24 protein-coding genes are annotated in these 25,016 nt (G+C 59.0%); 15 read left to right on the top strand and 9 right to left on the bottom strand.

The genetic code is table 11. The features are described from left to right. Positions 1–41 precede the first annotated feature (41 nt). The 3 genes from citX to H1B31_RS10120 are packed head-to-tail and all read right to left on the bottom strand — an operon-like array spanning position 42 to position 2,509. Entirely contained in the window at positions 42–551 is a 510-nt protein-coding gene (citX, locus tag H1B31_RS10130) for a citrate lyase holo-[acyl-carrier protein] synthase (protein ID WP_185980225.1), read from the bottom strand. A gap of 36 nt (positions 552–587) precedes the next feature. Beyond that, the gene (gene citC, locus H1B31_RS10125) at positions 588–1,625 is read right to left on the bottom strand and encodes a [citrate (pro-3S)-lyase] ligase (protein WP_185980224.1); all 1,038 of its coding nucleotides are present in this window, start codon (positions 1,623–1,625) and stop codon (positions 588–590) included. A gap of 14 nt (positions 1,626–1,639) precedes the next feature. Then, entirely contained in the window at positions 1,640–2,509 is an 870-nt protein-coding gene (locus H1B31_RS10120; RefSeq protein ID WP_185980223.1) for a LysR family transcriptional regulator, read from the bottom strand. Positions 2,510–2,707: 198 nt separating this feature from the next. Here H1B31_RS10120 and citD point away from each other — a divergent pair, with 198 nt between their 5' ends. The 5 genes from citD to H1B31_RS10095 are packed head-to-tail and all read left to right on the top strand — an operon-like array spanning position 2,708 to position 7,733. After that, positions 2,708–3,010, top strand: a complete 303-nt coding sequence (gene citD, locus H1B31_RS10115) for a citrate lyase acyl carrier protein (protein WP_185980222.1) — start codon at positions 2,708–2,710, stop codon at positions 3,008–3,010. Further along, positions 3,007–3,918: an aldolase/citrate lyase family protein gene (locus H1B31_RS10110; protein ID WP_185980221.1), complete on the top strand. Its 912-nt coding sequence runs from the start codon at positions 3,007–3,009 to the stop codon at positions 3,916–3,918. Before citD ends, H1B31_RS10110 begins: the two co-directional genes overlap by 4 nt. A gap of 12 nt (positions 3,919–3,930) precedes the next feature. Further along, positions 3,931–5,490: a citrate lyase subunit alpha gene (gene citF, locus H1B31_RS10105; protein WP_185980220.1), complete on the top strand. Its 1,560-nt coding sequence runs from the start codon at positions 3,931–3,933 to the stop codon at positions 5,488–5,490. 20 nt (positions 5,491–5,510) lie between these two features. Further along, entirely contained in the window at positions 5,511–6,380 is an 870-nt protein-coding gene (gene citG / locus H1B31_RS10100) for a triphosphoribosyl-dephospho-CoA synthase CitG (protein WP_185980219.1), read from the top strand. A gap of 27 nt (positions 6,381–6,407) precedes the next feature. Then, positions 6,408–7,733, top strand: a complete 1,326-nt coding sequence (locus tag H1B31_RS10095) for a CitMHS family transporter (RefSeq protein WP_185980218.1) — start codon at positions 6,408–6,410, stop codon at positions 7,731–7,733. Positions 7,734–7,797: 64 nt separating this feature from the next. On the opposite strand, the gene H1B31_RS10090 is transcribed toward H1B31_RS10095, so the two are convergent. From H1B31_RS10090 to H1B31_RS10070, 5 genes are read right to left on the bottom strand one after another with little or no spacing between them, the layout of a single operon-like run. Further along, positions 7,798–9,033 carry a metallophosphoesterase family protein gene (locus H1B31_RS10090; protein ID WP_185980217.1) on the bottom strand — a complete coding sequence of 412 codons (1,236 nt, stop codon included), beginning with the start codon at positions 9,031–9,033 and terminating at the stop codon, positions 7,798–7,800. After that, a complete protein-coding gene (locus H1B31_RS10085) occupies positions 9,030–9,755 on the bottom strand; it encodes a TVP38/TMEM64 family protein (RefSeq protein ID WP_185980216.1) in 726 nt (241 codons plus the stop codon). The genes H1B31_RS10090 and H1B31_RS10085 overlap by 4 nt, the downstream gene beginning before the upstream one ends. Positions 9,756–9,766: 11 nt before the next feature. Then, a complete protein-coding gene (locus H1B31_RS10080; protein ID WP_185980215.1) occupies positions 9,767–10,114 on the bottom strand; it encodes a hypothetical protein in 348 nt (115 codons plus the stop codon). A 25-nt stretch (positions 10,115–10,139) separates the two neighbouring features. Further along, positions 10,140–10,994, bottom strand: a complete 855-nt coding sequence (locus H1B31_RS10075; protein WP_185980214.1) for an N-acetylmuramoyl-L-alanine amidase — start codon at positions 10,992–10,994, stop codon at positions 10,140–10,142. Continuing rightward, positions 10,984–12,696, bottom strand: coding sequence for an ABC transporter ATP-binding protein/permease (locus H1B31_RS10070; protein ID WP_185980213.1), 1,713 nt, complete (start codon positions 12,694–12,696; stop codon positions 10,984–10,986). The genes H1B31_RS10075 and H1B31_RS10070 overlap by 11 nt, the downstream gene beginning before the upstream one ends. 198 nt (positions 12,697–12,894) lie before the next feature. Here H1B31_RS10070 and H1B31_RS10065 point away from each other — a divergent pair, with 198 nt between their 5' ends. After that, positions 12,895–13,584, top strand: a complete 690-nt coding sequence (locus tag H1B31_RS10065; RefSeq protein WP_185980212.1) for a MotA/TolQ/ExbB proton channel family protein — start codon at positions 12,895–12,897, stop codon at positions 13,582–13,584. Further along, the gene (locus H1B31_RS10060) at positions 13,581–13,979 is read left to right on the top strand and encodes an ExbD/TolR family protein (RefSeq protein WP_066849333.1); all 399 of its coding nucleotides are present in this window, start codon (positions 13,581–13,583) and stop codon (positions 13,977–13,979) included. Before H1B31_RS10065 ends, H1B31_RS10060 begins: the two co-directional genes overlap by 4 nt. Before the next feature lie 48 nt (positions 13,980–14,027). Here H1B31_RS10060 and H1B31_RS10055 read toward each other — a convergent pair whose 3' ends face one another. Next, complete coding sequence (locus H1B31_RS10055) at positions 14,028–15,716, bottom strand: DUF4127 family protein (RefSeq protein ID WP_185980211.1); 1,689 nt, start codon at positions 15,714–15,716, stop codon at positions 14,028–14,030. 248 nt (positions 15,717–15,964) lie between these two features. Here H1B31_RS10055 and H1B31_RS10050 point away from each other — a divergent pair, with 248 nt between their 5' ends. The 8 genes from H1B31_RS10050 to csx19 are packed head-to-tail and all read left to right on the top strand — an operon-like array spanning position 15,965 to position 25,016. Beyond that, positions 15,965–17,767, top strand: coding sequence for a TM1812 family CRISPR-associated protein (locus H1B31_RS10050; protein WP_185980210.1), 1,803 nt, complete (start codon positions 15,965–15,967; stop codon positions 17,765–17,767). After that, positions 17,754–18,125, top strand: a complete 372-nt coding sequence (locus tag H1B31_RS10045) for a CRISPR-associated protein (RefSeq protein WP_226372100.1) — start codon at positions 17,754–17,756, stop codon at positions 18,123–18,125. Before H1B31_RS10050 ends, H1B31_RS10045 begins: the two co-directional genes overlap by 14 nt. A 29-nt stretch (positions 18,126–18,154) precedes the next feature. Next, complete coding sequence (cas6, locus tag H1B31_RS10040; RefSeq protein WP_185980209.1) at positions 18,155–18,979, top strand: CRISPR system precrRNA processing endoribonuclease RAMP protein Cas6; 825 nt, start codon at positions 18,155–18,157, stop codon at positions 18,977–18,979. A gap of 32 nt (positions 18,980–19,011) precedes the next feature. Continuing rightward, positions 19,012–20,616 (top strand): HD domain-containing protein, encoded by a 1,605-nt coding sequence (locus H1B31_RS10035; RefSeq protein WP_185980208.1) that lies wholly within the window; start codon positions 19,012–19,014, stop codon positions 20,614–20,616. 2 nt (positions 20,617–20,618) lie between these two features. After that, positions 20,619–21,479 (top strand): RAMP superfamily CRISPR-associated protein, encoded by an 861-nt coding sequence (locus tag H1B31_RS10030; RefSeq protein WP_185980207.1) that lies wholly within the window; start codon positions 20,619–20,621, stop codon positions 21,477–21,479. Beyond that, the gene (locus H1B31_RS10025) at positions 21,476–23,074 is read left to right on the top strand and encodes a hypothetical protein (protein WP_185980206.1); all 1,599 of its coding nucleotides are present in this window, start codon (positions 21,476–21,478) and stop codon (positions 23,072–23,074) included. Before H1B31_RS10030 ends, H1B31_RS10025 begins: the two co-directional genes overlap by 4 nt. Next, on the top strand, positions 23,071–24,450 hold the full coding sequence (locus tag H1B31_RS10020) for an RAMP superfamily CRISPR-associated protein (protein WP_185980205.1): 1,380 nt from the start codon (positions 23,071–23,073) through the stop codon (positions 24,448–24,450). The genes H1B31_RS10025 and H1B31_RS10020 overlap by 4 nt, the downstream gene beginning before the upstream one ends. After that, positions 24,447–25,016 carry a type III-D CRISPR-associated protein Csx19 gene (gene csx19 / locus H1B31_RS10015; protein ID WP_185980204.1) on the top strand — a complete coding sequence of 190 codons (570 nt, stop codon included), beginning with the start codon at positions 24,447–24,449 and terminating at the stop codon, positions 25,014–25,016. Before H1B31_RS10020 ends, csx19 begins: the two co-directional genes overlap by 4 nt.

Below are 25,016 nucleotides of genomic sequence, written 5' to 3'. Positions count from 1 at the left end.
GCGCCCTGCAAGGCTCACTCTTGCAGGGCGCTTTCCTATTTTTATGATAGATATGCAGTCAGGAGCCGCTCGATCTCCGCTGTCAGTTCCTCGACGGAGTGGCGGCGGCTGCGTGCGCAGACCTGCGCTTGCTCCGTGCATAGGAGGCAGCGGCGCGGCAGGGGGCGTGAGAGCTTCGTGCCATCCGCCGCGAGGACGTCGAGGTCGAAGAGTCGGCCGAGCGGGTGATGCTCCTCGATTTCGGTGCAGATTCTCTTGATCTCTGCTGCGTCTCCGTCGATGGCGAGCAGTGCCTCATCGCCCGTGACATTATGCACCTCCATCTGCACAATACAGGGGAGCTGTGCCGCGCGCAGCCGCCCCTCCAATGCGACGCGCCCATCTTCGAAGCCCTGCCGCAGATCAGGTGAGGTCTTGATTGGCCCCGGAATGTTGAGCGTGAATGAGAGGAGGGGGCGGGCATATTCTTTCAGCCATGCTGCCTGACGTGAGGCGCGCTCCTCGCGTGCGGCGAGCATGGCGGGCAGTTCTACAGGAATACCGTTTAACACAGGAGCTCCTTTCGGGTGCAAAACGAATCAAAATCATTAATAATGTATGACATCCGCCGCCTCCGCAATCTTCTTGCGGATGGCGGCACTTTCTTCGCTTTGGAGGAAGGCGAGCGTCGTTGGCGGCAGGAGGGCGGGGAGCAGCTCCATATCGCCCGTCTGAATGGCGCGGCGCACGGTGGAGGCACTGATCGGCGCGCCGCCATACTCCTTGCGCGGGATGACCCCGCACTCGATGCCGGCGCGCGGGAGGTCGTGCAGCATCGTCTCATTGTAGAGACTGGTGACATGGCTCGCCTGCTCTGCACCGACATAGCGGCGCGTGATGGAGAGCGCTGCGGCAATGCGCGCAAACACCGCGATATCGAGCTGCGCGTGACTGCGGATCACGGCATCCTCATCCTTTTGAAAATAGCTGGGGAAGGTCGCCTGACTGATCATATAGGAACCCGTCCCATGATAGACAATGTTGCCGAGATGCGCCGTGCCCTCACGCACGAGTCGGTCGCGTACGGCAAAGGGGAAGAGGCTCGCGTCCTCGCTGACGATGAAGAGGTGCAGGAGTCCGCTCTCTCCGGCAGCCTGCTCCACAAGGTAGAGATGGCCGAGGGTAAACGGATTTGCATTCATGACAATTGCCGACACGGGGGGCGCGACTGCAGGCGTTTCCGACTGCAAATGTTTCAGATAGTCGGGGAAGCCCCAGCGCCTGTTTTCGAGAAAGACAATCGTGTCGGATACGCGTGCAATCTCGTGAAAGCCGAGGTCGCGAAAGAAACGGACGGATGCGCCCTTGGTATAGAGGAAGATCGCAGTATTCCCTCGTTCCTGCTGGACTGCCATGAGGTGGGTGAGGACTTCATTCAGCAGCCCCTCGCCCTGATGTGCGCTGTCAACGGCAAAGCAGCGCAGCGTGTTCCCATAGCAGCTGCCCGTGGCGATGACCGCACCGAAGTCGTCAAGGACGGCGCAGGTGTAGTCGAGGTTTGCATCCATGCGCAGGCCTTCCTTTTCGAGCAGGGCGCGTACGCGCGCCATACCCGCGTGATCGGATGGGTAGATGGTAGAGATCATAGTTCCTCCTGTGTTCAGGGCAGCTGAGGCTTTCCTTGCTCCAGCAGCGTAATGAAGGCTCGGATCTGCGGCAGAGCGGCGCTTTGCTCGGTATAGAGCAGATAGGTCGATCGCACAAGCGGCCGTCCGTCCGCAAAGTACATGGGATGTACGCATCCGTCAAAATGTGCGAGGCAGATTGCCGGTACAATGCCCCAACCGACTCCCTGCCGTACCATTTCGATGCAGGTCGCCGTGTTGTTGACAAAGATCTGATTCTGCGCCGTGGGAATCTTGTTTTCCCGGCGCCAGAGTGCCGTGTCGCGCTCCATCTCCAGATCGGCTTTGCGGATGACCTGCGGGAGTGCGCCGAGCGGAATTTGCTTATGTTCCCGGCAGGTGATGATGCAGACAGGCTCGCGGTCGAGCAGGATGCGCGGTCCGTCCCAGTCGGAGTATTCACCGCGCACGACTGCCAGCTCCATTTTCCCTGCAATGAACATGGAGAAGATTTTCTGACTGACCTCGATCAGCGTCTGCGTATGCACGAGCGGGTATTGCTCCTGATAGCGGCGCAGGAGGGGCGGGAGGCGGTACATCGCGTAGTTGATCGACACACCGACGCGCAGCGTGCCTGAGATGATGCCCTGTGCATCGTTCAGCTCCTGATTCATCGTGTTGAGCTCTCGCGTGATTGCCTTGACGTGCCGCAGGACAATCTCACCCGCCGGCGTGAACTGTATCCCCTGCCGCGAGCGCAGGGCGAGGATGATGCCGAGTTCCTTTTCGAGCTGACGGATGCGTTTGGACACGGAGGACTGCGTCGTATACAATTCCTCTGCGGCGCGCGTGATATTGCCCGTTCGGTGCAGCGTCATGAGCAGCTGGATGTCTTGCGTGTCCATGCGGTTCACCCTTCCACGAAACAACATATATCATATACTGTTCGTTTATTATATCATGACTATCATCGCTTTTGTGATTGTAAATTATATGAGAAGCATTCTTTTATGGAATGGCATAGGCGGAAAAATGGACGCGTTTACAGCGGCGAGAATTTCCTGCTATTATGGTACCATAATTGATCGTTAGGGGGTATTGCTATGCAAATTGAAAAACCCGCGATGGCGGGGACGCTGGAATCCAGCGATGTGCAGGTCACCGTCGAGCCGGGCACGGGCGAAATCGAAGTTCATTTGGAGAGCAGCGTGATGAACCAGTACGGGCGCGCCATTCGGCAGACCGTACTCGAAACGCTGCAGCGTCTCGATGTAACGTCCGCGCGCGTTCAGGTCGTGGACAAGGGGGCGCTTGACTGCACGATTCGCGCGCGCGTGGAGTGTGCGGTCTTCCGCAGCGCCGGCGTATCCGACAAGAATGTTCCGTGGGGAGGTGTGATTCAATGATTCCAAGACCAAGGCCGGAGCGGTTCCGTCTGCGCCGCACGATGATGTTCATGAATGCGCAGCGTCCGGGACTCATCAAGGATGCCTACATCTACGGTGTGGACAGCATCATCCTCGACCTCGAGGATGCCGTCGCGGAGAACCAGAAGGATGCGGCGCGCTTCTCACTCTATCACGCGCTGAAGAGCATCGACTACGGCGAGACCGAGGTGCTCGTCCGCATGAACGGACTCGAGACGCCGCACTGGCAGGAGGATGTCCGCGTCTGCATCGCGGGCGGCGCGGACGGCGTGCGCATCGCCAAATGCGAGAGTGCGGACGATGTGAGACAGATCGAGGAACACGTCCTTGCGGCAGAGAGGGAATTCGGCGTTGAGGAGGGGCGGACGCTGCTCATGGCGGCGCTCGAAAGCCCGAAGGGCATCCTCAATGCGCGCGAGATCTGCCAGGCGTCGGAGCGCATGCTCGGCGTCGCCATCTCGGGCGGCGATTTCCGCAAGAGTATGCACGTCCGTCCCGAGCGTAGCGGCATCGAGATCAATACGGCGCGCAGCCTCATGCTGCTCGCGGCGCGCGAGGCGGGCATCCAGTGCTTTGACACCGTATTCACGGCGCTCGACGACGAGGAGGGCTTCCGCGCGGAGGTGGAGCTTGATCGCGCGATGGGCTTTGACGGCAAGAGCCTCATCAACCCGCGTCAGATTTCCTATGTCCACAAGACCTTTGCACCTACGGAGAAGGAAATCGCGACGGCGGAACTCTATGTGCGCAGCTTCGAGGAGCAGTCGAAGCAGGGCGTCGGCGTGTATACGGTCAACGGCAAGATGGTCGACATCCCCTTCATCGAGGACGCGCAGCGCGTGATTGCGCTTGCAAAGGCGTGTGGCGTCTATCACGGGGATTTATAAGGGGGGGCAGCGATGAAAGACGCAGTGGGCAGAGAGATACCCGAGGAGCTTCTTGTCGGCGGCAAGGAGGTCTATCAGGGAAAATACTACATGGACGGCAAGACCTTCCACAAGGCGGGGCCGAACGTGCGCCGCGCGGAGAAACCGCAGGCATCCAAGGTGCTCGCCTCCATCCGCGAGGCGTGTGAGAAATGCGGCGCGCATGACGGCATAACCGTGTCCTTTCACCACGCCTTCCGCAACGGCGACTATGTGACGAGCATGGTCATGAAGGTGCTCGTGGAGGAGTTGGGGCTGAAGGATCTGACGGTTGCGACCACCTCCCTCGGCAGTGCGCAGGATCTGCTTGCGGATTACATCGAGGAAGGGAAAATCATCGGCATCCAGTCCTCGGGCGTACGCGGACGAATTGGCGAGGTCATCTCTGCAGGAAAGCTGAAGACACCTGCGATTATCCGCAGTCACGGTGGACGCCCGCGCGCGATTGAGACGGGGGAACTCCACATCGACATCACGTTCATCGCGGCGTCGGCGTCGGATGATTACGGCAACGCGAACGGCACGGGCGGCAAGAATAATTGCGGCACGCTCGGCTATGCCGTTGCAGACTCGCGCTATGCAGATCACGTTGTCGTTGTGACGGACACGCTCGTGCCGTTCCCGAACTCGCCCGTTTCGATTCAATCCATCGACGTGGACTACGTTGTCGTAGTGGACGAGATCGGCGATCCGAAGAAAATCGGAACGAAGGAAGCGCGCGTGACGGAAGATCCGCGCAACCTGATGATGGCAGAGAACTGTGCGAAGATCATGGCGGCGACACCGTACTTCAAGGACGGCTTCTCCTTCCAGACGGGCGTCGGCGGTCCCTCTCTTGCGGTCAATCGCTATCTCGAGGACTATATGCGCGAACGCAACATCGAGATGGGCTTTGCGCTCGGCGGTATGGGCGGCAATATCTGCGACCTCATGGACAAGGGGCTCGTGCGCAAGCTGCTCGATACGCAGGATTTCGATACGAAGGCGATTGCGCATCTTGCGGCGCATCCCGACAAGCATCTTGAGATCTCTACGAGCGAGTATGCAAACCCCGCAAACAAGGGCGCATATGTGAACAAGCTCGACTTTGTGGTACTCGCGGCGCTCGAAATTGACACGGACTTCAACGTCAACGTACTGACCGGCTCGGATGGCGTGCTGCGTGGTGCGCCGGGCGGACATCCCGACACGGCGGCGGGGAGCAAATGCTGCATCATTGTGACGCCGCTCGTGCGCGGACGCATGGCAACGGTCTGCAAGAAGGTCGTCACTGTCACCACGCCGGGGGACTGCGTGGATGTACTTGTGACGGACTACGGCATTGCCGTCAATCCCGCACGCAAGGATCTCATTGCATGTCTGGATGCGGCAGACATTGCGCATACAACCATCGAGGCGTTGCAGGAGAAGGCGTACAGCCTCGTGGGCGAGCCGGATGAGCTCGAGTGGGAGGATCAAATCATCGCCGTTCTTGAGGCACGTGATGGTACGATTCTCGACGTTGTGCGCAAGATCAAGCCGCTCGTCCTTTGAGTGCAGTCTTGGAAGGGCGTGTGTGCGACGCGGATCGCATTGCATCCTGCGCCGTAGAATCCCTGCTCGTTGAGGTGGCAGCAACGCCGAAGCCGGGACTTGTCGACCGTGCGAACAATGGGGCGCACGCCGATATGGACTTCTTCACCTTCCAGGCATCGGCGGCGGCGCTTGCCCCGCACTTCACGGCGTTTGTGCGTGCGGGGGAGGCGTATGGGGGGGCTTTGGAGACGCTGCTCTCTGTCCTGCGTCCGCTTGGGCGCGCGGCAGAATCTGCGATGTATGCACGCACGGGGGGCGTGAACACGCATAAGGGCGCAATCTTCAACTTCGGAATCCTGCTCGGTGCGGCGGGCTGGTTCGGCGCACACGGCGAGCCGCTGACGGCGGATCGATTGCTCGACGCTGCGCGGACGATCTGCACGGGACTATGCCGCGCGGATTACGGTACGCTTGCAAAGAATGCCGTGCCTGAGACAAAGGGGCAGGCAGCCTATCTCACCTACGGCCTCACAGGCGTACGCGGTGAGGCAGAGGCGGGATTCCCGCTCGTGAAAGAGCATGCGTTGCCGCTCTACCGCACGCGCAGAGCGGAGGGAATGCCGCTGAACGATGTGCTCGTCGATGTCCTCCTCGTCCTCATGGCGCACAATATGGACACGAACATCCTCGGCCGTCATGACCTTGCCATGCTGCAGCGCGTGCAGGCGGAGGCCGCCCGCATCGTCGGACTTGGGGGGATGGGCACGGAGGCAGGTCGCACGGCGGTCGAGGCGTTTGATGCGCAGCTGATTGCCGCGTGGGTCAGCCCCGGCGGCTCTGCGGATCTCGTTGCACTCACACATTTTCTCTACGAAATAGAGCAGTCCGAACTGCTCAAGGAAACGTGAAACAACTTTTGGAATGGAGGGTTTTTCATGTTATTAGCCATCACAGGCTTTGTGATGATCTTCTTGATCATCTACCTGCTGTTGCAGTCCAAGGCACATCCGACGCCGATCTTCGTCATCGTGCCGATCCTCTGCGCCGTTGTCTGCGGATTTGACTTCACGCAGATTGCGGAGTTCATGAAGACTGGCGTTACAACGACCATGCCGGTCGCCGTACTCTTTATCTTTTCCATCGTCTACTTCTCAATCATGTCGGAGGTTGGACTCTTCGACCCGTTGGTCGACTTTCTCGTGAAGCATGCGAGATCGAACGTCATCCTGGTCACAGTGGCAACCGCCTGTATTGCGACGATTGCCCATCTCGACGGTGCGCTCGCCGCAACGCTGCTCGTGACGATTCCTGCAATGCTGCCGATCTACAAGAAGCTGCACATTCGCCCCGTCGTGCTCTGCGTCATCATCGGCGCTGCCATGAGCATCATGAACCTCCTGCCATGGGGCGGCCCGGTCGCACGCGTCGGCGTCATTCTGAACACCGATGTCAACGCGCTCTGGCATACGCTCATTCCGCTGCAGATTGTCGGTATCATCATGGTGCTCATCTTTGCGGCATTCATGGGCGTTCTGGAAAAACGGCGCGGCGCGGGTCTGCACCCGACAGGCAAGGCTGCGGAGCTGGATGAGGATGCGTCCTCGGCGCATCAGATTTCCGATGAGGAAGCCGCTGCGCTGAAGCGTCCGAAACTCTTCTGGTTCAACCTGCTCCTCACGGTCGGTGTCATCGCCCTCCTCTGCTTCACGAAGATCCAGCTGTACGCCGCATTCATGATCGGACTATCGCTCGCCCTCATTGTGAACTTCCCCGACCCGAAGATGCAGGGCAAGCGCATTAAGGCGCATGCAGGTGAGGCACTGGGCGTGCCCATGATCCTGCTCGCCTCGGGCGTCTTCCTCGGCGTTCTGACGGGGACGAAGATGATGGATGCGATGGCGGAGACACTCGTCATGCTCATTCCGAGCGTCCTCGGCCCCTACTTCCACATTATCATGGGAATCTTTGCCGTGCCGATCGGCATGATGCTCGGCACGAGCCCATATTTCTTTGGACTGCTGCCCCTTGCGATCGGCGTCGGTGAGCAATACGGCATTTCACCGGAGAATATGTCGAACGCGATGCTCGTCGGCAAGAACTTCGCCGTCCTCGTCACGCCGCACGCGGCGACTACATTCCTCTGCTGCGGACTTGCGGGTGTCTCCATCAAGGAGCTACTGCGCTTCTGTGCGCCATGGCTCTGGGGGCTCTCGATCATCTCGCTGTTCTTTGCCATTGTGCTGGGCATCGTCACAGTGTAGGGCAAGAAGATACGAAAATCAAAAATGGGGATTTCCTACGAAAATTTTGTAGGAAGTCCCCGTTTTATTTATGCAGTTCTGCAGTATCAAGTATTGTGCCGCGCACTGTTTCACAGCGGATGTGGAGATGCTGTGCATCCGCCTCCATATAGAGGTAGTTGGACGGCGCTGGATTTGACCCTGCCGCGAGGTCATAGTCTTCGGCGGGAACATCGAAATACTCATTTCCCGCAGGCCCAGCGAGGAGGTAGAGCGTACCGTGTGCATCCGTCTGTCGCGTGCGGAGCTGTCGGCGACGGTAGGCGTGGACGTGACCCGAGACGACGAGGTCGATGCCGAGCGTATCGAATGTGTCCAAGAAAGTCTGTCCCACGTCGCTGATGCCGTGATTTGTATGCTGCTCGACCTGATAGTCACCGTACGCTAGGATATCCTTGTGCATGAGGACGAGCTTCCACGGTGCTGTGCTTGCCATCGCGTCCCGCTGAAGCCAGTCCATCTGCTCTGCCCTCAGCGCCGCGCCGCGTTCCTCCGCCTCAAGGAACTGGGTATCGAGGACAATGCAGTGCACTGCGCCGAGATCAAAGGAGTAGTAGTGTCCGCGAAAATCACGGCTGCCGTTGTCGGGCAGGGCAAAGGTGCGGAGATAGCGGACGGGCGGCACGGCAGTCCACTGCAATCCGTAGTACTCGTGATTGCCAAGGACGGGGACATGGGGATGCCGTGCGAGCGCTGTCCCTGCCTCCATTGCCTCAAAGAATGCGCGCCAATGCCATGCGGACTCACCGTTGTCCGTGAGGTCACCGACGATGGCGGCAAAGTCCGCCTGCGGGTGACGCTGCCATGCCGCATAATAGACCTCCCGCCACACATCGTAGCTTTCGCCGCATTGGCTGTCTGAGAAGAGGAGGGCGCGCGTCATCTCACTTGCGCTGCGTGTGAGCGGAATCCATGCCGTTGCGCCGTTCGGCTCTATCACGCGATACGATGCGCCGTCAGAAACGGGAATCTCTGCATGATAGATGAACTGTACCTCGTCGTCCATCATGAGATAGCGATAGGAGGGAGCGTACGTGTCTGTTTTCCCGCCGGCGCGCGATACTTCGACGCGTACATCTTGGAGCAGCTGCGGACTGTCCCACGCTATCATGCGCGTCCTGTCGGGCTGCGCCGTAACGATCTGGCGCAGATGACGGATGTTTTCGGCAGCGGCGGCAGCGTGATGAGACGAAAAGAGACCGCCAAAGCCCATCGAGAGAATGGTGCTCATGGCAGTCTGCAAAAATGAGCGGCGCGTCATTCTTTTTTCTCCGTATCCCGCACGACGGCTTCGGCGCGCATCATGTGCTTTTCGTAGCGTATTGCCCCGTAGATCAGAATACCGGCGCAGATCACGACGATGATGAGGCGCGTATTGTCCTCCTGCTGCATGATGAGGTCGTGCCCGATGATCGCTTCGATGCCCGTCGAGGGAAATTTGCCGACGAGCGAGGCGAGTACATAGTCGCGGAAGCGGATGGAGGAGAGCGCGCCGACAGCGTTCATGACAGCGGAGGGAAGGTAGGGCACCATGCGCCCGATCAGCATGATGATGAAGCCCTTGCTGCCGCTGTACTGGTCGATCTTCGCAAGGAAGGCGCTCTTGGCGATCGCCTTTTCCGCCGCCTCACGGAAGTAGAAGCGCATAAGGACAAAGGCGATCGTCACGCCGACCGTCTCTGCCACGCAGGATAGGATGATGCCGGGGACAATGCCGAAGAGGATGACGTTCGCCGTCGAGAAGATGACGGCGGGCGGGAAGCCGAGTGCATTCGTAAAGAGGGTGAGGAGGAAGGCGAAGACAATCGCCCCCTCGCCGAACGAGCGGATGTACTCCACCGTCGCGGGGATGTCGCCGCTCGCGAGCAGGGCGAAGAGTTCAGGCAGGAACTCCGGCGCGATGAGGTGGATAATGACGAAGAGCAGGACGATCGCAAGCGCTGCGCCGACCTTCAGGACACCCATGCCCATCTGTTGTTTCACGTAGATGCCTCCTAGGTTGTAAGAACCATAACGAGTGCGCCGAGTATCAGAGCAATGCTGAAACCCTGCATGGCGTTTGCAATACTCTTTCCATAACTGCGGGAGAATCTCTGCACAATCTTTCGGAGCTCGAACATCAGAAAGGAGAGGCAGAAGAAGACGAGGGAGAGATCGCCCTCCGTCCAGCCGTAGGCAAAGATCACGGAGGAGAGGACGATGCCGGTCTGCTCGCCGCGCGAAAAGATGCGCTCCGGTTCCTTCGAGCGTTCGCGTGCATCAATATCGGCACGCGTCAGAGGAATGCCCATCTCATCGGTCTTTTCCTGATCGCGGTCGAAAAATCGGTAGTGGAATCCCATGACGCTTCACCTCCAGTATTCTATGCTATGTCGCAATGCGACGCTGCTGCGCGGGACGCGGATTCGGTTTTGGGAGATCGGGGCGCTTATTGGGCTTTAGCGCAGGCTTCTCTGGCGCTGGCTGTACGGGCGGATTCGGTGTACTCGGTGTCGGGTGCGCGGGGCGCGTCATGCCGTTCCTCCGTTGCGCCTCCTCCATCTGCTGACGAATGCGTGCGCGCTGCGCCTCCTGTTCCTCACGTTCGTGCTGTGCAATGCGCAGACGCGTTGTCTGCAGTTCATCGGAGGCGTAGAAGATGCGTGCCTGTTGGACAATGTCGGGGAGCTGCGCGTAGAGATGGCGGCCGGGGCAGGCGGTTGCATTGAGATCGCGATGCCCCTTCACCGTGCTCTGCCACATGGGGTCAAGCTGATAGACGGTGCAGAGCGACGTGATCAGTCGAGCAGCAGATGCCTTCTGAGCCTCCGTGGGAACGGCGTTCTCAAAGTTGCCGACGAGGTTGATGCCGACCGTATGGCGGTTCTCGCCGTAGACGTGTGCGCCGATTGTGCCGAGCGGACGCCCCTCCTCGATCGTGCCGTCCTTGCGGATGATGAAATGATAGCCGATGCCCGACCATCCGTTGTTGAGATGCCATTGATGCACGGTCTCCGCCGAGACATCATCATTGTTTGCCATGCCGATATGATGAACGACGATACAGTCTGTGACATAGCGGTTCTCGAGTGGGCCGAACCGCAGATGCGTCGGACGCACGGTAACGCCGGGCAGTGCCGACGGGATGTACCATGATGCCTCCACAGCAGAGGGGAAGAAGGGGAGTGCGGCGGCGCCGATGCCGAAGAGGGCGAGGCGGCGCAGGAATTCTCTACGATTCATGTGGGATCTCCTGATAGGTATACAATTGGTCTTTGAGGTGGAGCTCCGTGTCATGAAGGACAAAAAGAGTCGAGCGATGCCCGACGCTGATGATGCTCGCGGCGGGGAGTTCCTGATGCAGCAGTTCATACAATGCGCGTTCGCGCGGTTCGTCGAGGGCAGATGTCGCCTCGTCGAGGAAAATCCAGTCGGGGCGGATGAGTAATATGCGTGCAAACGCAAGGCGCTGCTGCTCGCCAAGCGAGAGAATGCGGCTCCAATCGTCCACGTCGTCGAGACGTGCGGCGAAATGATCCATCCCTACGAGTGTTAGAATGCGTGCGATCTCGTCATCGGATGCCGCCGCCGTGCGCGGATAGGAGAGCGCGCGGCGCAGAGAGCCGAGAACGAGATAGGGACGCTGCGGGAGGAAAAGCCTCTTTGCGCCCTGCGGCAGCTCAATTTTGCCGCTGCCGTACGGCCAGATGCCTGCGAGCGCACGGAGCAGCGTGCTCTTGCCCGCGCCCGAGGCACCCGTCACGAGGACGTGGCTGCCTGCGGGCAGAGAGAGGATGCAGGCGGAGAGAAGCGGTGCGCCGTCCGGCAGATCGATCGAGAGGTCTTGTAGCACGAGCGCCTTGTCGCTACCCTCGCTGCGCACAATGTCGCTTGTGACCCGTGCGGACTTCTCCATATGCTCCGTGAAGCCCGAGAGTCGCTGAATCACAGCGGCGAGCTCGGCGATGGAGCTGTAGGAATCGACGAAGAAGGAGAGTGCATCCTGCACGCGTCCGAATGCCGAGAGCGTCTGCATGAGTCCGCCGAGCGCCATCTCGCCCGCATAGTAGCGCGGTGCAGCCATGACGAGTGGGAAGATGATTGCGAGCTGAGAGTAGCCGTTGACGTAGAAGTTCAGCAGCTTCGTGCGGCGCATGAGTTCCCAGTAGTTCTTGATGACGTTGGCGAACCGCTCCTTGAAGCCGACCGTCTCCGCCATCTCGCCGCGATAGAATGCGATGCTCTCGCTGTTCTCGCGCACGCGCATCATGCTGAAACGGAAGTCCGCCTCATAGCGCTGCTGATCGAAGTTCAGACGGATGAGCTTCTTTCCGACGGTGTGGACGAAGTATGTGCCGAGTCCCGAGTAGAGGAGGGATAGCCAGAACATATAGCCGTAGACGGTGAACTCTGTGCCGCCGACGGGGACGGTGATGACGCCCGAGAGGTTCCAGAGTACAACGGCGAATGCGCCGAGTGTCGCGAGCTGCTTGAGGATGCCGACGAGCAGCGTCAGCGTCAGGGTGACGAATTGGTTGATATCCTCGCTGATACGCTGATCGGGGTTGTCTGTATCGCTGCGCAGCACCTGCAGACGGTAGTAGACCTGCCCATACATCCAGCGCGTGAGATACTGCTCCGTCATCCACGTACGCCAGTTGATCGTCAGCATTTGCCTCAGATAGACGGCATAGACTGCGATCACAATGTAGAGGAATGCGAGCACGGAGAACTCGCCGACAAGCGGCCAGAACGATGCCCAGTCATACGCTTGCAGCGCGTCGTAGAAAACGCGGTACCAGTCGTTGATCCGCACGAGCAGATAGACCATGATGAGGCTGAGCGCAATGACCGAAATAAGCAGCCCGCGCGCCTTCCATTTTTCGGGTGAACTCCAATATCCTTTGAACAGCTGCCAGAAGCCGCGTGCGAGAGGGAACTTCAAACTGTATCCTCCTTCGATGAGATAACGGCCTTTATTATAGTATTTTTTCACAAGGTCTGCAAGGTATCGGACAACAATCAGAATAATATAATGATATTTGTTATCGTTGACGCAGGCACAAATATGTAGTAGAATAATCTCGCTTATCATGGGATGCGGTGGGTCATTGTAGTTTATTGGGAAAGGAACGGTTATACGATGGATTTTATTGCACAGGGGATTGATTTTTTCCGGCAGGGCGGCATTGTCATGTACTTCCTGCTCGCGGCATCGATCTTTGTCGTCTTTATTGGCATTGAGCGCGCGTTCTATTTTGCACGCATGGATGCGGGGCGGGCGTTTGCACATGCCTTCATGCTGGATATTGCCAACGGACGCTTCAAGGAGGCAGCACAGCTGACCGAGACGCATCGCGGCGCGATTGCGGACATCCTGTTCAGCGCGATCTCGAAGAACAGCAAGAACTCGCGCAAGATGACTTCCTATATGGAGATTCAGTCCGGCATTGCGCTCTCGAAGCTGCGCAACCGCATGTACTATCTGAGCGTGATTGTCACGATGGCGCCGCTCCTCGGACTGCTCGGCACGATCAGCGGCATGATCTCGACCTTCAGCGTGTTCAATATCGAGGCGGGCGAGCCGAGCGCCATCACGGGCGGTGTCGGCGAGGCTCTGATCGCAACGGCGATGGGGCTCTGTGTCGCCATCATCGCACTCACTGTGCACGCATATTTCTCACAGCGCATCGAGAACATCGTCACGGATATGGAGATGTGCTTCTCCGCTGCCGAGAACAGCCGCATCGAGCTTGCGCGTGCAGCGGGTGTCAAGGGCGTGATCGAGACCTCTCTGCATGCGGGAGAATCGGCGGAAGGTGATGAGGCATGAGGCTGCGCGACAGAAGGGCGTTTGAAAAGCCCGAGGTCATGATTATCCCCATGATCGACATCATGTTCTTTCTGCTCGTCTTCTTCATTATGAGCACGCTCTACATGGTGAACCTGAAGACGGTCGATGTGAACCTGCCAAAGGCGCAGACGGCGCAGACACAGCTCAACGTGACCTATCTTGTGACCGTGCGAAAGGATGGCTCGCTCTGGCTCGAGGATCAGCAGATCGACGAGGCGACCCTCCTGCGCCGTGCGCGTGCGGAGAGTCAGAAGAACCCGCGATTTGCCGTCGTTGTGCGCGCGGACGGGGACATCAACTACAGCGGCGTTATGGAGCTGCTGGACAAATTCCGCAAGGAAGGCATTACGCGCTTCGGGCTTGCGGCACAGTGAATACAGTGTAACAGAAAGAACGGAGTCCGTCGGGCTCCGTTCTTTGCGTTACTGGTATAGTTCGATTATCGGCTGCGTTTCCAACCGTATCTCGAAGGTTCGCGGCCACGGGTAGTATGCCGTGATATTGCTCCGCACAAGGCGTAGCTGCATATTGCCCTGCTGAAATGGTGCACGGAATGCAGCTGTACTCTCATAGCTGCGTATGCGGCGATCAAGGTCGTGCATAAGGAGGTCGTTCGCCCAGCGCCAGTTGTGCGTGAGGTCGAGGTCGGCGGTATTCCGATAGCCCGCAATGCGGAGCGTGTTGTTGACGCGGTCGATTGTTTCCTTGAGATAGAACTCATCCTCGGCGATGCGTCCCGTGAGGAATGCGAGATTCGCGTACGTGTATGCCTCCCGCTCCTCGTTACTCGCTGCGCGCTGCATGGCACAGTGATAGAGCAGCGCCTCCGAGAGCGCCGTGCCGATGGCGTTACTTGCCGTGTTCCAGCCCGCATACGCCGTGAGCGCGTTCACGGGCACGTTCTTTTCGATCAGTATGGGCAACAGCGTCTCCTCGGCGTGAAAATGACGGGAGAGATCGACGAGCGCGACGGGCACTCCGCGCGCCATCATATCCCGTATTGCAGCGGCAGTAGGGGCGCGCGTGCCGAGCGTATCTGCGTTGCTGTCACCCGCAGAGATGTAGAGCGTCAAATCATCGTTTTCCGTATCCTCTGCGCACACGGCACCAAGCATGATGATCTTCTCGCGCGCCGTCGCGTCGTTCGAGACCGCCATAAAGGGGAAGACCATCCCCCCCATTGCTTCGTCTGCATAGCGCAGGGAGATACGCGGCGCATCTTTGCCACTTGCTCGCAGTTCATCCACGGCAATCCGCGTGAGCATGGAGAGCGCAATCTCATCCGCGCCGTGCACGATCATCGCCCGATCGGGGGTGATGTTTTTTTGTGCGAGCAGGGCGGAAAGCTCTGCTTTTTTTAGATTGCCGACTGAATACTCCTCGCCGTCGTCCTGCCCGAGGACGAGGCGCGTGAGCACGCCCTCCTCAGTGAGGTCGATGAGCATGGTGGCGAGCGCCGTACTCTCATCGAAGTGTGCGAGATATCGTTGCAGATAGTCGGGGGGGAATTCACCGCGCAGACGCTCCATCTCCGCCGCATCGACGGGCAATCCCTCACCCGCACGCCCAAGGAGGCTCGCATAGGAGAGGAGGGCACGGCGCTCGCGCCAGCCCTCGAGCCCATCCTGCGGAATCGCGCGCGGCAGGATGTAGAACGCGTGCAGGGGAACGGCGGGGTGCGCCGCGTGCAGCGCACGCAGATCGTCCGCAAGACGTTTGATGTCCTCTGCTGAGATATGTGCCTCGCGTGCCGCGAGGAGTCCTCCCGAGAGGAGCTGATCGACCGAGAGAATGACGGCATCCGCATTGCCCGCCTCGCGTGCAAGCCAGTCTCTCAGCGCGCGTGTATCGCCCGCCATGGAATAGTAGTCCATATACTCCGTCGGCGGCGTTATGACATTCCATCCGACAATCTTCCCGCCGTTTACAACGAACTCCCGGCACGGCGGGCGCGAGTCAAGCGGCACGAGCAGGATGCGGCGCTCTCCTGCATTCATTGGAACAGAGGAAAGGGCGAGCCACTCTCTCGCATACGTCGGATGAAATACGAAGTGGAAGAGGAGCAGGGCGACGATCAGGAAGACAGTGGTGATGGATAGTTCCTGCTTCATGCCACGTCCTCCTTCCGTTCCTCACGTTCCTGCGTCATCATTTTACTGTATGAAACCCGCCTGTGCAATCCGTTTTTTGCGGCAATCGTCCGATGAGGAGAAGCGTTGAAAGATCATCTGCACGCTTCATGCTACTTGTATTTAGACATGATTAACGATAAAATAAGAGACAGCTTAGGAGAGACGAAATTTTATGAAATAAAACATCTATGTGGAGACCTTTATACGGCACGAGAAAGAGGGATCATATGAAAAAAGACATTATGCTGTGCTTTCTGAGCGATGTCAAACGCAGCCGTGAGGGCGGCATTTCGGTGGCGGAGTATCAGAACATCGGCGCGAAAAAGGACTGCCACACGACAAATGAGTCCGCCGTCCGTTACCTCCTATGCGGAGGACATGCACAGGTGGACAGTTTGTCGCATCTCTTCCTCGTGCGGACGCAGATGGTCGCAGGGCCGATTGTCGGATACGAGGATGCGGAGGGGCGTGGGTGGACGCACTACGGCTATTTCCTGCATCGGATCTCGGATGTCGTACCCAATGTGGAGGATATTGCGGAATCCATCGACTTTGACGAGCAGGCGCCGATCGAGGAGAATATGGACACCCTCATCGAGGTTGCCTCCTCCGTACGTCGGTATGCACAGAATGTCAGAAGAGATGATCCGACTGCGGAGATTGTTCTCCACGTTGACTGCACGGGCGGGCTGCGCAATGCGTCGATGATTCTCATTGCACTCATGCGCCTCGTGCAGTACGAGCGCATTGCCATCGGCAAGGTGATCTACTCGAACTATCATGCGCATCGTGTCGAGGAGGTCATGCCGCTCTATGCATTCTTCGACCTCGTTGCGGGCGCGGAGGAATTCGTACGTCATGGCGAGGTGTCGGTGCTGCGGGATTATTTCCGCGCGCGGGAGAAGAGCCCCGCATTGGAGCGGCTGCTGGCAGCGATGCATGGATTTGCCGAGGAATTGACACTCTGCCATTATGGCGAACTGCGCACTGCGATTGTCGAGCTTCGGCACAGGATAGAGGCATTTTCCGATGAGTCTTCAGCATCGATATCGGCAGAGGCGGTGCAGAGTGACAATCTCATGCGGCAGATGCTTGTGCGCATCCGTGAAGATTACAGCACCATCCTCACGGAGAAGGTAGACGACATCGCCCTCATCGGGTGGTGCATTGATCGCGGCTTCCTGCAGCAGTCGATTACCTTCTTCACCGAGCGTGTGCCGGAACTGCTCGTGGATTCCGGCTTCCTCCGCCTAAAACCAGAGTATCAGGAAAATTTTTTAGCCTGTCTTGAAAAGGATCCCATGCATCGAAACGCCGGATTCTATCTCGTCAACGAATATCGAGGGGAAAAACTTCCGAGTGAGGAGTTCCACAAGGTGCAGACGGCATGGAGAGATGCCCGGCGGAAATTCCTGTGCGCATTTCGCGCGGAGACGACAGCAGATGAAATCTTTGCCTTTGCTGACGGAGCAATGCGTAACACACCGCAATTCCGTCTTGGTGATGCCCAGCGCATGTGCGATGTCTTTATGTGGCTGAGTCAGATGCTTCGTGAAGAAGATAATCTTGCCCTGCGCGATACGCCGATTGGCAAGGCTTTTTTGGGGCGTGTTCGTACGCCCTATATCAATGCGCGCCGCCCCAAGAAGAGCAAGACGGGGCAGGGGAACGCAGAGCAGAGCGAGGTCTGGGACGCGCTGATGGCACAGAACAACAGAAGCGTCGTTATGAAGCTTGGCAAATTCCTTGGGAAAAACGCTCTGGAAACGGATCTCGACCAAATTTTTTCCGACATCGCATGGATGCCCGTTGTCCGCAGAATGGGCGAGGGTGGATTCACCGTGCGGGACAATGCACTGGCAGAGCGTATCCTGCGGCAGTATTTTGCCGTCAAGGACGAGCGCAACCACACCAGCCACGCGCGCGCAGAAACGGGGCGCCCCGGCATAGAGGAGCTGACCGCGCTGATGCGGAGTGCGCTTGCGGATATTCGCCGCGCATGCGGAGGGGAGGTATATGGCAATGCATGAATTCATCAACCATACAAACCACCCCTCCGCCCGCTGGGAGGAGGTGCAGCGGCGTGCAGCCGAGGAGTATGGCACTATAATGGATATCCCCTTCCCACAGATTCCTGCCGACTGGGATGAGGATGCCGTGCGGCGTCTGGCAGAGGAGAATGCGCGGGTGATCCTCGCACGCAGCCCTGCGGCTGTTCTTGTGCAGGGCGAGTTCACCTATACCTATGCGCTTATCAATCTGCTGAAAGCAGCGGGCACTCCTGTCCTCTCCGCGTGCAGCGAGCGCCATGTGAGCGAGCGTGTGAACGAGGCGGGGGAGACCGTCCGTGAGTCCCGCTTCGCATTTTGTCGTTTCCGCGCCTACTGAGGGCGGTGCATTCGTTCGGGGAGAAGGATATGTTAGGAGTTCTTGTTTATCGGCTGCGCGTGGAGACGGGCGGGCATTTTACCATGTTTCCGGGCAGACTCCTCCACGGGGCGCTCTTTCACTATCTTTCAGAGCGCTCGGCAGAGCTTTCTGCCGACTTCCATGCGCGGCAGATCAAGCCGTTTACGATTGGCTGTCTGCAAAGAGCCGACCGTCGGCGCGCACCTTCCGCAAATGCAGAAAAGACCTTCAACGAACCAGCTTTTACTGAGGGAGAGAGTGTGTTCCTGCGCGTCACAGCGCTCGACGATGCGGCTCTTATGGCGCTTGCCGCTATGCCGCGTGGAACGAGACTGCAGGTAGGTAAACTTGCGTTCAGCCTTGAGGAGGTTCTCGCCGACGGACGCATGGAGACCGGCGCGGCAGCGCCTGACGAACTCGCGGCGGCGGCACTGTCTATGGAGCGCGCGCGGAGCGTCCGGCTCCACTTCCGATCACCGACACTATTCCGTGCGGACGGGTATGATTACGCATTCCCGCAGCCCGAACGCATCTTTGCCTCACTTGCCGACAAGTGGACACAGCAGGAACTTCCTGCTGTGATTTACAAAGACGCGGCGCGCATAGCCGCTGCAAAACTTGTTCCGCTCGCGTGGCGTGGCGAGAGTCTGCGGGTACGGCTGACCAATCAGAAGAGCGTTCCTGCATTTGTCGGGGATTTTTCGTTCAGCCTCGCGGAACTTTCGGAGGAGGAGCGGGAGATCATCCTGCTTCTCACGCAGTTTGCTCCCTTCTGCGGAACGGGGCGCATGACAGCACAGGGAATGGGGGAGACGTATGTATCTATCTCATAGAAATGGATTTGCGCTGCAAAGGAGGCTGTGCAATGCGGTATAAGGCAATACTTTTTGATACGCGTTCCATACAGAGCTACATCTTCTCAGGCAATCAGCTCAAGACGAACATCGGCGCATCATATCTCGTTGAGCGTGTCTTTGACGACGTACTTCTGCCAGCACTGCGGAGCGTGCTCGGCGAGGATGCTCTCGATGCCGAGACATGGATGAGCGTTGAAGAGCCACGTTGGGACGAGATGTCCACTGCGGCGCGCGTCGGCTACATCGGTGGCGGTAACGCCCTGCTCCTCTTCCGCGCGGACACGGCTGAGGAGACACTGCGCACCGTTGTCGCCACATTTACGAAACAGCTGCTCGTCCGTATGCCGGGACTGCATACAGGCGCAGCAATCGGGGAAATCGACCTTGCGGCGGACGGCAGCTTTGTGGGGGAGAAGAATCTCACGGCGCTTGTCCATGCGCTCAAGGACGGACAGAACACCATCTTCCCGTTGGTCAACGTCCCCAGCACAGGGCTGACCCTCACCTGTCAAGAGAGCGGTGAGACGGCGAACGCATGGGATGAGACCGAGCGCAGATTCTATGCATGGGAAGTCGAGATGAAACTGCGCGCTGACCGCAGAGACGGCAGAGAGGCGCCCGCAGAGGTGGAACTGATGAAAAAGCTCTCATCCGTCCTTCCTGCCGCCGATCGGGATGGCTTTCTAAACGGTTATGTCTTCCCGATGGAGTTTACCGATCTCGGACAGCGACAGACGGAGAACGACATTGCCGTCGTCCACATTGACGGCAACAATATGGGGCGCAAATTCCAGGACTGCCGCACGCTGACCGCGCGCAAGAATATGTCGCGCGCGATCCGCAGCAAAACCATTGCGGCGTTTACCGAACTCGTTCAGAATATCATTGCGAACATTGACGTATATGAGGACGAACTCTCCATTAGATACGACAAAGAGCTGCGACGATTCCTTCCCATTCGTCCGCTCGTACTGGGCGGCGATGACATGACCTTTGTCTGTGCCGCAAAGGTCGCCGTAAGCTATACGCGATTCATCATGGATCGCCTGCGGGACAGCGGCATTGCAAGCTGCGGCGGCATCACCATCATGAATACAAACTATCCTTTCTTCCGGGGCTACCAGATGGCGGAGGAACTCTGCGGCGCGGCAAAGAAGTGCATGCGCGCTCTCGAGGCAGCGGCGGGACAGGAGACAGATTCCTGCTGGCTCGACTATGCCATCCTGCACGGTGAACAGGCACCGACGCTCGATCAGTTCCGTGCCGAGGAGTATCGCGGCGCGCGCGGCGACCTGCATTTCGGTCCCTATCGTGTCGACGCATCGGCAGATGCACAGGAGAGTCTGGACGCACTGCTCTCCTGCGTGCAGGGCATGCGTGCGCTCCCGCGCAGCAAGGTCAAGGAACTTCGCCGCGTTCTCGCCTACGGAGAGCATGAGCAGCGACAGTTCATGGCGCAGCTTGCGCATCTCCGCAAGAGCGACCCAGGGATGCGGCTGCCAAGCGTGTCTGCATGGCAGCCATACGAGGAGACGCTCTGGGCGGAAGGCAGGACGCCCTACGTCGACGCGATCGAACTCATGGATTATACCCTTGTGGATGAGGAGGTGTGAGCATGGCGAAGAAAAAAGCGGCAGACAGACGACGCGAAATGAATCAGAGACGTGAGCAGAATCGCATCCTGACTGCGGAGAAAAACAAGGCGGACGAGAGAGCGGAAGAGCGCAGACAATGGGATGAATCCATACGCATTCCTGCTATCCAGTACGAACCTGCCGCACAGATCAGGGACATAGACGCAAAAGAGCCGATCGAGGTCGTCATCGAGACGTTTTCGCCCCTGCATCTCGGAGCAGGACGCGCCGACATCCATGTTGACGCGGACGTCGTGCAGGACGATGTCGGACTCCCGTATTTTCCGGCGAAGCGGTTCAAGGGACTGCTCTACGAGAGCGGACGCGAGGTCGCCGAGATGGCGGAGGCATCGGGACTCGTGCTCTTTGATCGGGCGGCGCTCGATTGTCTCTTTCAGCGTGGGTGCGAAAGAAAGGTGCAGCTCGTTGTCTCGAATCTCCGTTTGAGCGAATACGAGCGGATTCATGATGATCTTCAATACCTTGAGGAGCGCTATCCGTCCATCTTTCGTCCGGCGGACATCCTCAATCACTATGCGGGGCTGCGCTGGCAGACCGCGATCGATCGTGAGACAGGCACGGCAAAGACGACCTCGCTGCACAATATGCGCGTCATCGAGAAGGGGAAGACATTCCGCGGGGAGCTCCGTCTCCTTGACGGAACCATAGCGGAGCTCAGCATCCTCGCGCTCGCTGCGCGCAACCTTTCGCAGTGCGGAGGAAAGCGCACGCGCGGCTTCGGCAGGATTGGCTGTACGCTCAGACAGGGGGGCAGGGACATCCTCGCCCCGCTGGTGGAACGCGCGCTGAAAAACAGCGGACAGAAAGGGGGCAAACGATGATGCAGGCAATGAACATCCGAATCAAGACACTGTCGCCCGTCATTCTCTCCGCACTCGGTCATGCGTCCGTCATGACTGCGACGCACGACTTTTTCAGCGGCTCTGTTCTGCGCGGCATCCTCGCCGCACGATTCATAGAGAAGCAGAAACTCGACAAAATGGCGCATACGGATGCGGACTTCATGCGGCTCTTTTACGGTGACCTGCGCTTTGTCGATGCCTATCCCGTTGATCCCGAGACGGGAGCGCGTGCGATCGTATTGCCGTTCTCAGTGCAGCGCAGCAAAGACGAGCGGGAGATCAGAGACCTCCTGCAGAAGGGCACGGAACTCGCGCCCGGCTTCAAGGGGATGAAGGGCTTTGCTGCCGCGGCGGACGGCGTGCTCCGCCCCGTCAAGGTGCGAAAGAACATCACCCTCCACATGAGCCGCACCGACCTGAAGGATGACAGCGGGATGGAACGCCTCGCGGGAAAGAGCCGCAGCAGCGGCATCTACAACTACGAATCCATCGCGGCAGGACAGCGCTTTGAGGGGGTCATCTATGGAGCGGCAGAGCTGCTCGCGCAGCTCCGCGATGTGCTCGGGACGCAGTTCACCTGCTACGCGGGACGGTCAAAGTACACCCAGTACGGGCAATGCGAGGTCACGCTCACGCAGCCGCAGGACATTCCTGAGGAGGATGCACCGCAGGGCGAACGCCTCTGCATCCGTCTCGAGACCCCCCTCCTCCCGCGCACCGGCATCCCTGGCGATGCTGCGTCCATGCTCGCAGAGATCGTCACAGCCCTCAACGAAAAGACGAGCGGCGGCTTCTCCCTGTTCGAAGAGCCGCGCAGCATCTTTGCAAAAGAAGCGGAGATCGACAACTTCGTCGGCCAGTGGTGCATGAAGCGTCCGCGTGAGACAGGGCTTGCCGCAGGCACCGTTTTTGCGCTTGAGAAGGCGGGCGGCTGGCAGGACGGCGATGCAGAGGCGCTGCGCACCGTCCTCTATGAGGGCGTCGGACGCCGTCGCGCAGAGGGATTCGGTCAGCTGCGCTTGTGGGACGGCAGAGATATCCGCCGCGCGGAGAAGATGGAGCGCAACGACGTAAAGCCGCGTGAACTTGGCGCAGAGGCGAAGAAGATCGCAGCAGCAATCCTCACCGCACACATTGTCGAGCAGATCCGCGTGTTTGCCTCCATGGATGTCGAAACAGAGCTCATTCCGAGCGGTGCGCGGCACGCGCTCTCGCGTCTGGAGCAGGAGCTCGGCACGAGATCGGACGGGGCGATCAGCCGCATGCAGGAGTTTGCGGCCTCGATGCAGGGGAAAAAGACGCCCCTCGGAAAGATGATGACGGGTATTCGGGTGAACGGGATATCGCTGCTTGCTTACTTCCATGAGAAAAACATCGCAGACATGCCATATTTCCTCAGAGGAAAGGAGCTCCTGCGCAGCGAAGTGGGAGATATCGCAGACGAGCTTGGCATAGCGCATGGGATCGAGGGCATCCTGCGCGAAGATCAGGTGTTTTACGCATACTGGAACGCATTCTTCCGCTTTGCACGCAAGCAGGCTGGGCGGTCTGAGGAAGGAGGAACAGAGGCATGAGTACGAACGCGAATCCGGCACGAATCTTGAAACGCATCATGGTGAAGGGAAAACTCCGTCTCGAGACCCCCCTCCTCATCGGCGAGGGAGAGAGCGGGGAGGAGCGTGGCGATCGGGACATCCATGTGCTCCGCAGCAAGGGTGGAACGCCATTCATTCCCGGCACATCGCTCGCGGGTGCACTGCGCAGTTTCGTCGAGGAGGATGCGCCGCGCGCTGCACAGCTTCTCTTTGGCACAGAGCATGATGAGAAGGGCATTGACGAACTGCAGAGCGCCGTCTCCCTCTATGATGTCGAACTCAGCGGGGCGAAACTCGGCTTTCGCGACGGCGTCCGCATCGACGGCGTCACGGGCACGACCATTCCGCATGGCAAATACGACTACGAGATCGTAGAGAGCGGAGCGACCGGCATATTCTACGCCGAGATCGTTCAGCGAGCCGTGCATGAGAGCGAGGAGTCGGCACTGCGGAGCGTACTCGCGCGACTGCGCGAGCGGCTCATCGGAGGCTTCCACGTCGGCGCACTCACCACCAAGGGCTTTGGCAGAATGCGCCTTGAGGGCATGGCAGTGCACTGCTACGATTTTTCCAAACCAGAGGACGTCATAGCGTGGCTGAGACCAGAGCGTGGCTGTGCATTGCAGCACTTGGTGACGCTCCCCGATGAAGAAGCGTCGCACTCCGTCTATATCCCGCAGGACTTCATGATCGAGGCGGACTTTGCCCTCGCGGGATCGCTCATCGTGCGCGACTACGAGGACGCAAATAAAATGGTGGAGGATAGCAACGAGAAGACCCCCGATGCCCTCATGAAGAAGAATGCGGCGGGGCAGTACATCATCCCCGGCACGAGCCTCAAGGGCGTGCTCCGTCACCGTGCAGAATACATCCTCCATGCGCTCGGCAAAGACTCGCACCCACTGGACGAGCTGATGGGAACTGTGAGTGGCGAGATGAAACGGCGCAGTCGCTTCATCGTCGAGGAGGCGGTCGTTGAGGGGAACACCCATCGGCAAATGCGCATCCGAGGCAATCGCTTCACAGGCGGCACCATCTCTGCCGCGCTCTTCTCGAGCATGCCCGTATGGCAGGAGACGCGTGGCGCACGCGCCGTTACCCTGCGGTTCGGCGCACGCCGTGCGAGCGAATGGGAGGCGGGACTCTGCCTCCTCCTGCTCAAAGACCTCTGGCTCGGGCGCACGGCGATCGGCGGGGAGAAATCCATCGGGCGCGGCACCCTCGAGGGACTGTGCGCCTCCATTCACTACTGTGGACGGACATGGGAACTGACCTCGGGGCAGCCGCTCGATGAAAATGCGGCGCGGGAATTGCAGACATTTGTAACAGCATTGAGCGAGGAGGCGGGCGTATGAGTGCGGAACTTGCATTGAACCCCCTGCGCATCTGTGCGGGGACGAGCAGATCGGACAGCTGTGCACTCCGCATCTCGGTGGAGGACATTGTGGGCGAACTTGTGCGTCGCGGCATACAGGACGCAACCGTCATCCTCTGGCAGGTCGATCAGATCCGCTGTGGGACGTGGCGCAATGGCGCATTCCACTTTGCGGATGAGCGTCCCTTGGATGCGGCGCTGCTCGTCGAACTGCGCGTCTTCGATTCCGCGTGTGAACTTCGTCTGCGCCGCGAGGACAGCGAACTCCTTGGGCGGTTTCGGCAGGACGGCACAGGCGATCCCGTCGAACACGTCGACAGCATGGCGCGGCTCATGGGAGAGCGCGAAGATCAGGGCGCATGGATGACCCTGCGTGACCGCGAACGCAAACTCAAGCTCACAATGCCTGCGCTGACGGAGCCCTGTCGTTACGTCGGACTCGTCACGCGCAGCTACATCGGCATCCACGAAAAGACCGCCCAGGCAGGCTACATCGATGACCGCTTCCTTGCCATCGTGCCGGCGGACATGAAAGGGGAGGAATAA

This window comes from Selenomonas timonae, assembly GCF_014250475.1.
In the GTDB taxonomy this organism is placed as follows: domain Bacteria; phylum Bacillota; class Negativicutes; order Selenomonadales; family Selenomonadaceae; genus Centipeda; species Centipeda timonae.
This window is presented reverse-complemented; position numbering and strand designations above follow the sequence as displayed.

Excerpts from the sequence above, each read along its gene's own strand:
- H1B31_RS10020 (WP_185980205.1), top strand. The coding sequence starts at position 23,071 with ATGAGTACGAACGCGAATCCGGCACGAATCTTGAAACGCATCATGGTG.
- H1B31_RS10090 (WP_185980217.1), bottom strand. The coding sequence starts at position 9,033 with ATGACGCGCCGCTCATTTTTGCAGACTGCCATGAGCACCATTCTCTCG.
- H1B31_RS10095 (WP_185980218.1), top strand. The coding sequence starts at position 6,408 with ATGTTATTAGCCATCACAGGCTTTGTGATGATCTTCTTGATCATCTAC.
- csx19 (WP_185980204.1), top strand. The coding sequence starts at position 24,447 with ATGAGTGCGGAACTTGCATTGAACCCCCTGCGCATCTGTGCGGGGACG.
- cas6 (WP_185980209.1), top strand. The coding sequence starts at position 18,155 with ATGTTAGGAGTTCTTGTTTATCGGCTGCGCGTGGAGACGGGCGGGCAT.
- H1B31_RS10050 (WP_185980210.1), top strand. The coding sequence starts at position 15,965 with ATGAAAAAAGACATTATGCTGTGCTTTCTGAGCGATGTCAAACGCAGC.
- H1B31_RS10025 (WP_185980206.1), top strand. The coding sequence starts at position 21,476 with ATGATGCAGGCAATGAACATCCGAATCAAGACACTGTCGCCCGTCATT.
- citF (WP_185980220.1), top strand. The coding sequence starts at position 3,931 with ATGAAAGACGCAGTGGGCAGAGAGATACCCGAGGAGCTTCTTGTCGGC.
- H1B31_RS10080 (WP_185980215.1), bottom strand. The coding sequence starts at position 10,114 with ATGGGATTCCACTACCGATTTTTCGACCGCGATCAGGAAAAGACCGAT.
- citC (WP_185980224.1), bottom strand. The coding sequence starts at position 1,625 with ATGATCTCTACCATCTACCCATCCGATCACGCGGGTATGGCGCGCGTA.
- H1B31_RS10110 (WP_185980221.1), top strand. The coding sequence starts at position 3,007 with ATGATTCCAAGACCAAGGCCGGAGCGGTTCCGTCTGCGCCGCACGATG.
- H1B31_RS10060 (WP_066849333.1), top strand. The coding sequence starts at position 13,581 with ATGAGGCTGCGCGACAGAAGGGCGTTTGAAAAGCCCGAGGTCATGATT.
- citD (WP_185980222.1), top strand. The coding sequence starts at position 2,708 with ATGCAAATTGAAAAACCCGCGATGGCGGGGACGCTGGAATCCAGCGAT.
- H1B31_RS10075 (WP_185980214.1), bottom strand. The coding sequence starts at position 10,994 with ATGAATCGTAGAGAATTCCTGCGCCGCCTCGCCCTCTTCGGCATCGGC.
- H1B31_RS10030 (WP_185980207.1), top strand. The coding sequence starts at position 20,619 with ATGGCGAAGAAAAAAGCGGCAGACAGACGACGCGAAATGAATCAGAGA.
- H1B31_RS10035 (WP_185980208.1), top strand. The coding sequence starts at position 19,012 with ATGCGGTATAAGGCAATACTTTTTGATACGCGTTCCATACAGAGCTAC.
- H1B31_RS10065 (WP_185980212.1), top strand. The coding sequence starts at position 12,895 with ATGGATTTTATTGCACAGGGGATTGATTTTTTCCGGCAGGGCGGCATT.
- H1B31_RS10045 (WP_226372100.1), top strand. The coding sequence starts at position 17,754 with ATGGCAATGCATGAATTCATCAACCATACAAACCACCCCTCCGCCCGC.
- H1B31_RS10120 (WP_185980223.1), bottom strand. The coding sequence starts at position 2,509 with ATGGACACGCAAGACATCCAGCTGCTCATGACGCTGCACCGAACGGGC.
- H1B31_RS10055 (WP_185980211.1), bottom strand. The coding sequence starts at position 15,716 with ATGAAGCAGGAACTATCCATCACCACTGTCTTCCTGATCGTCGCCCTG.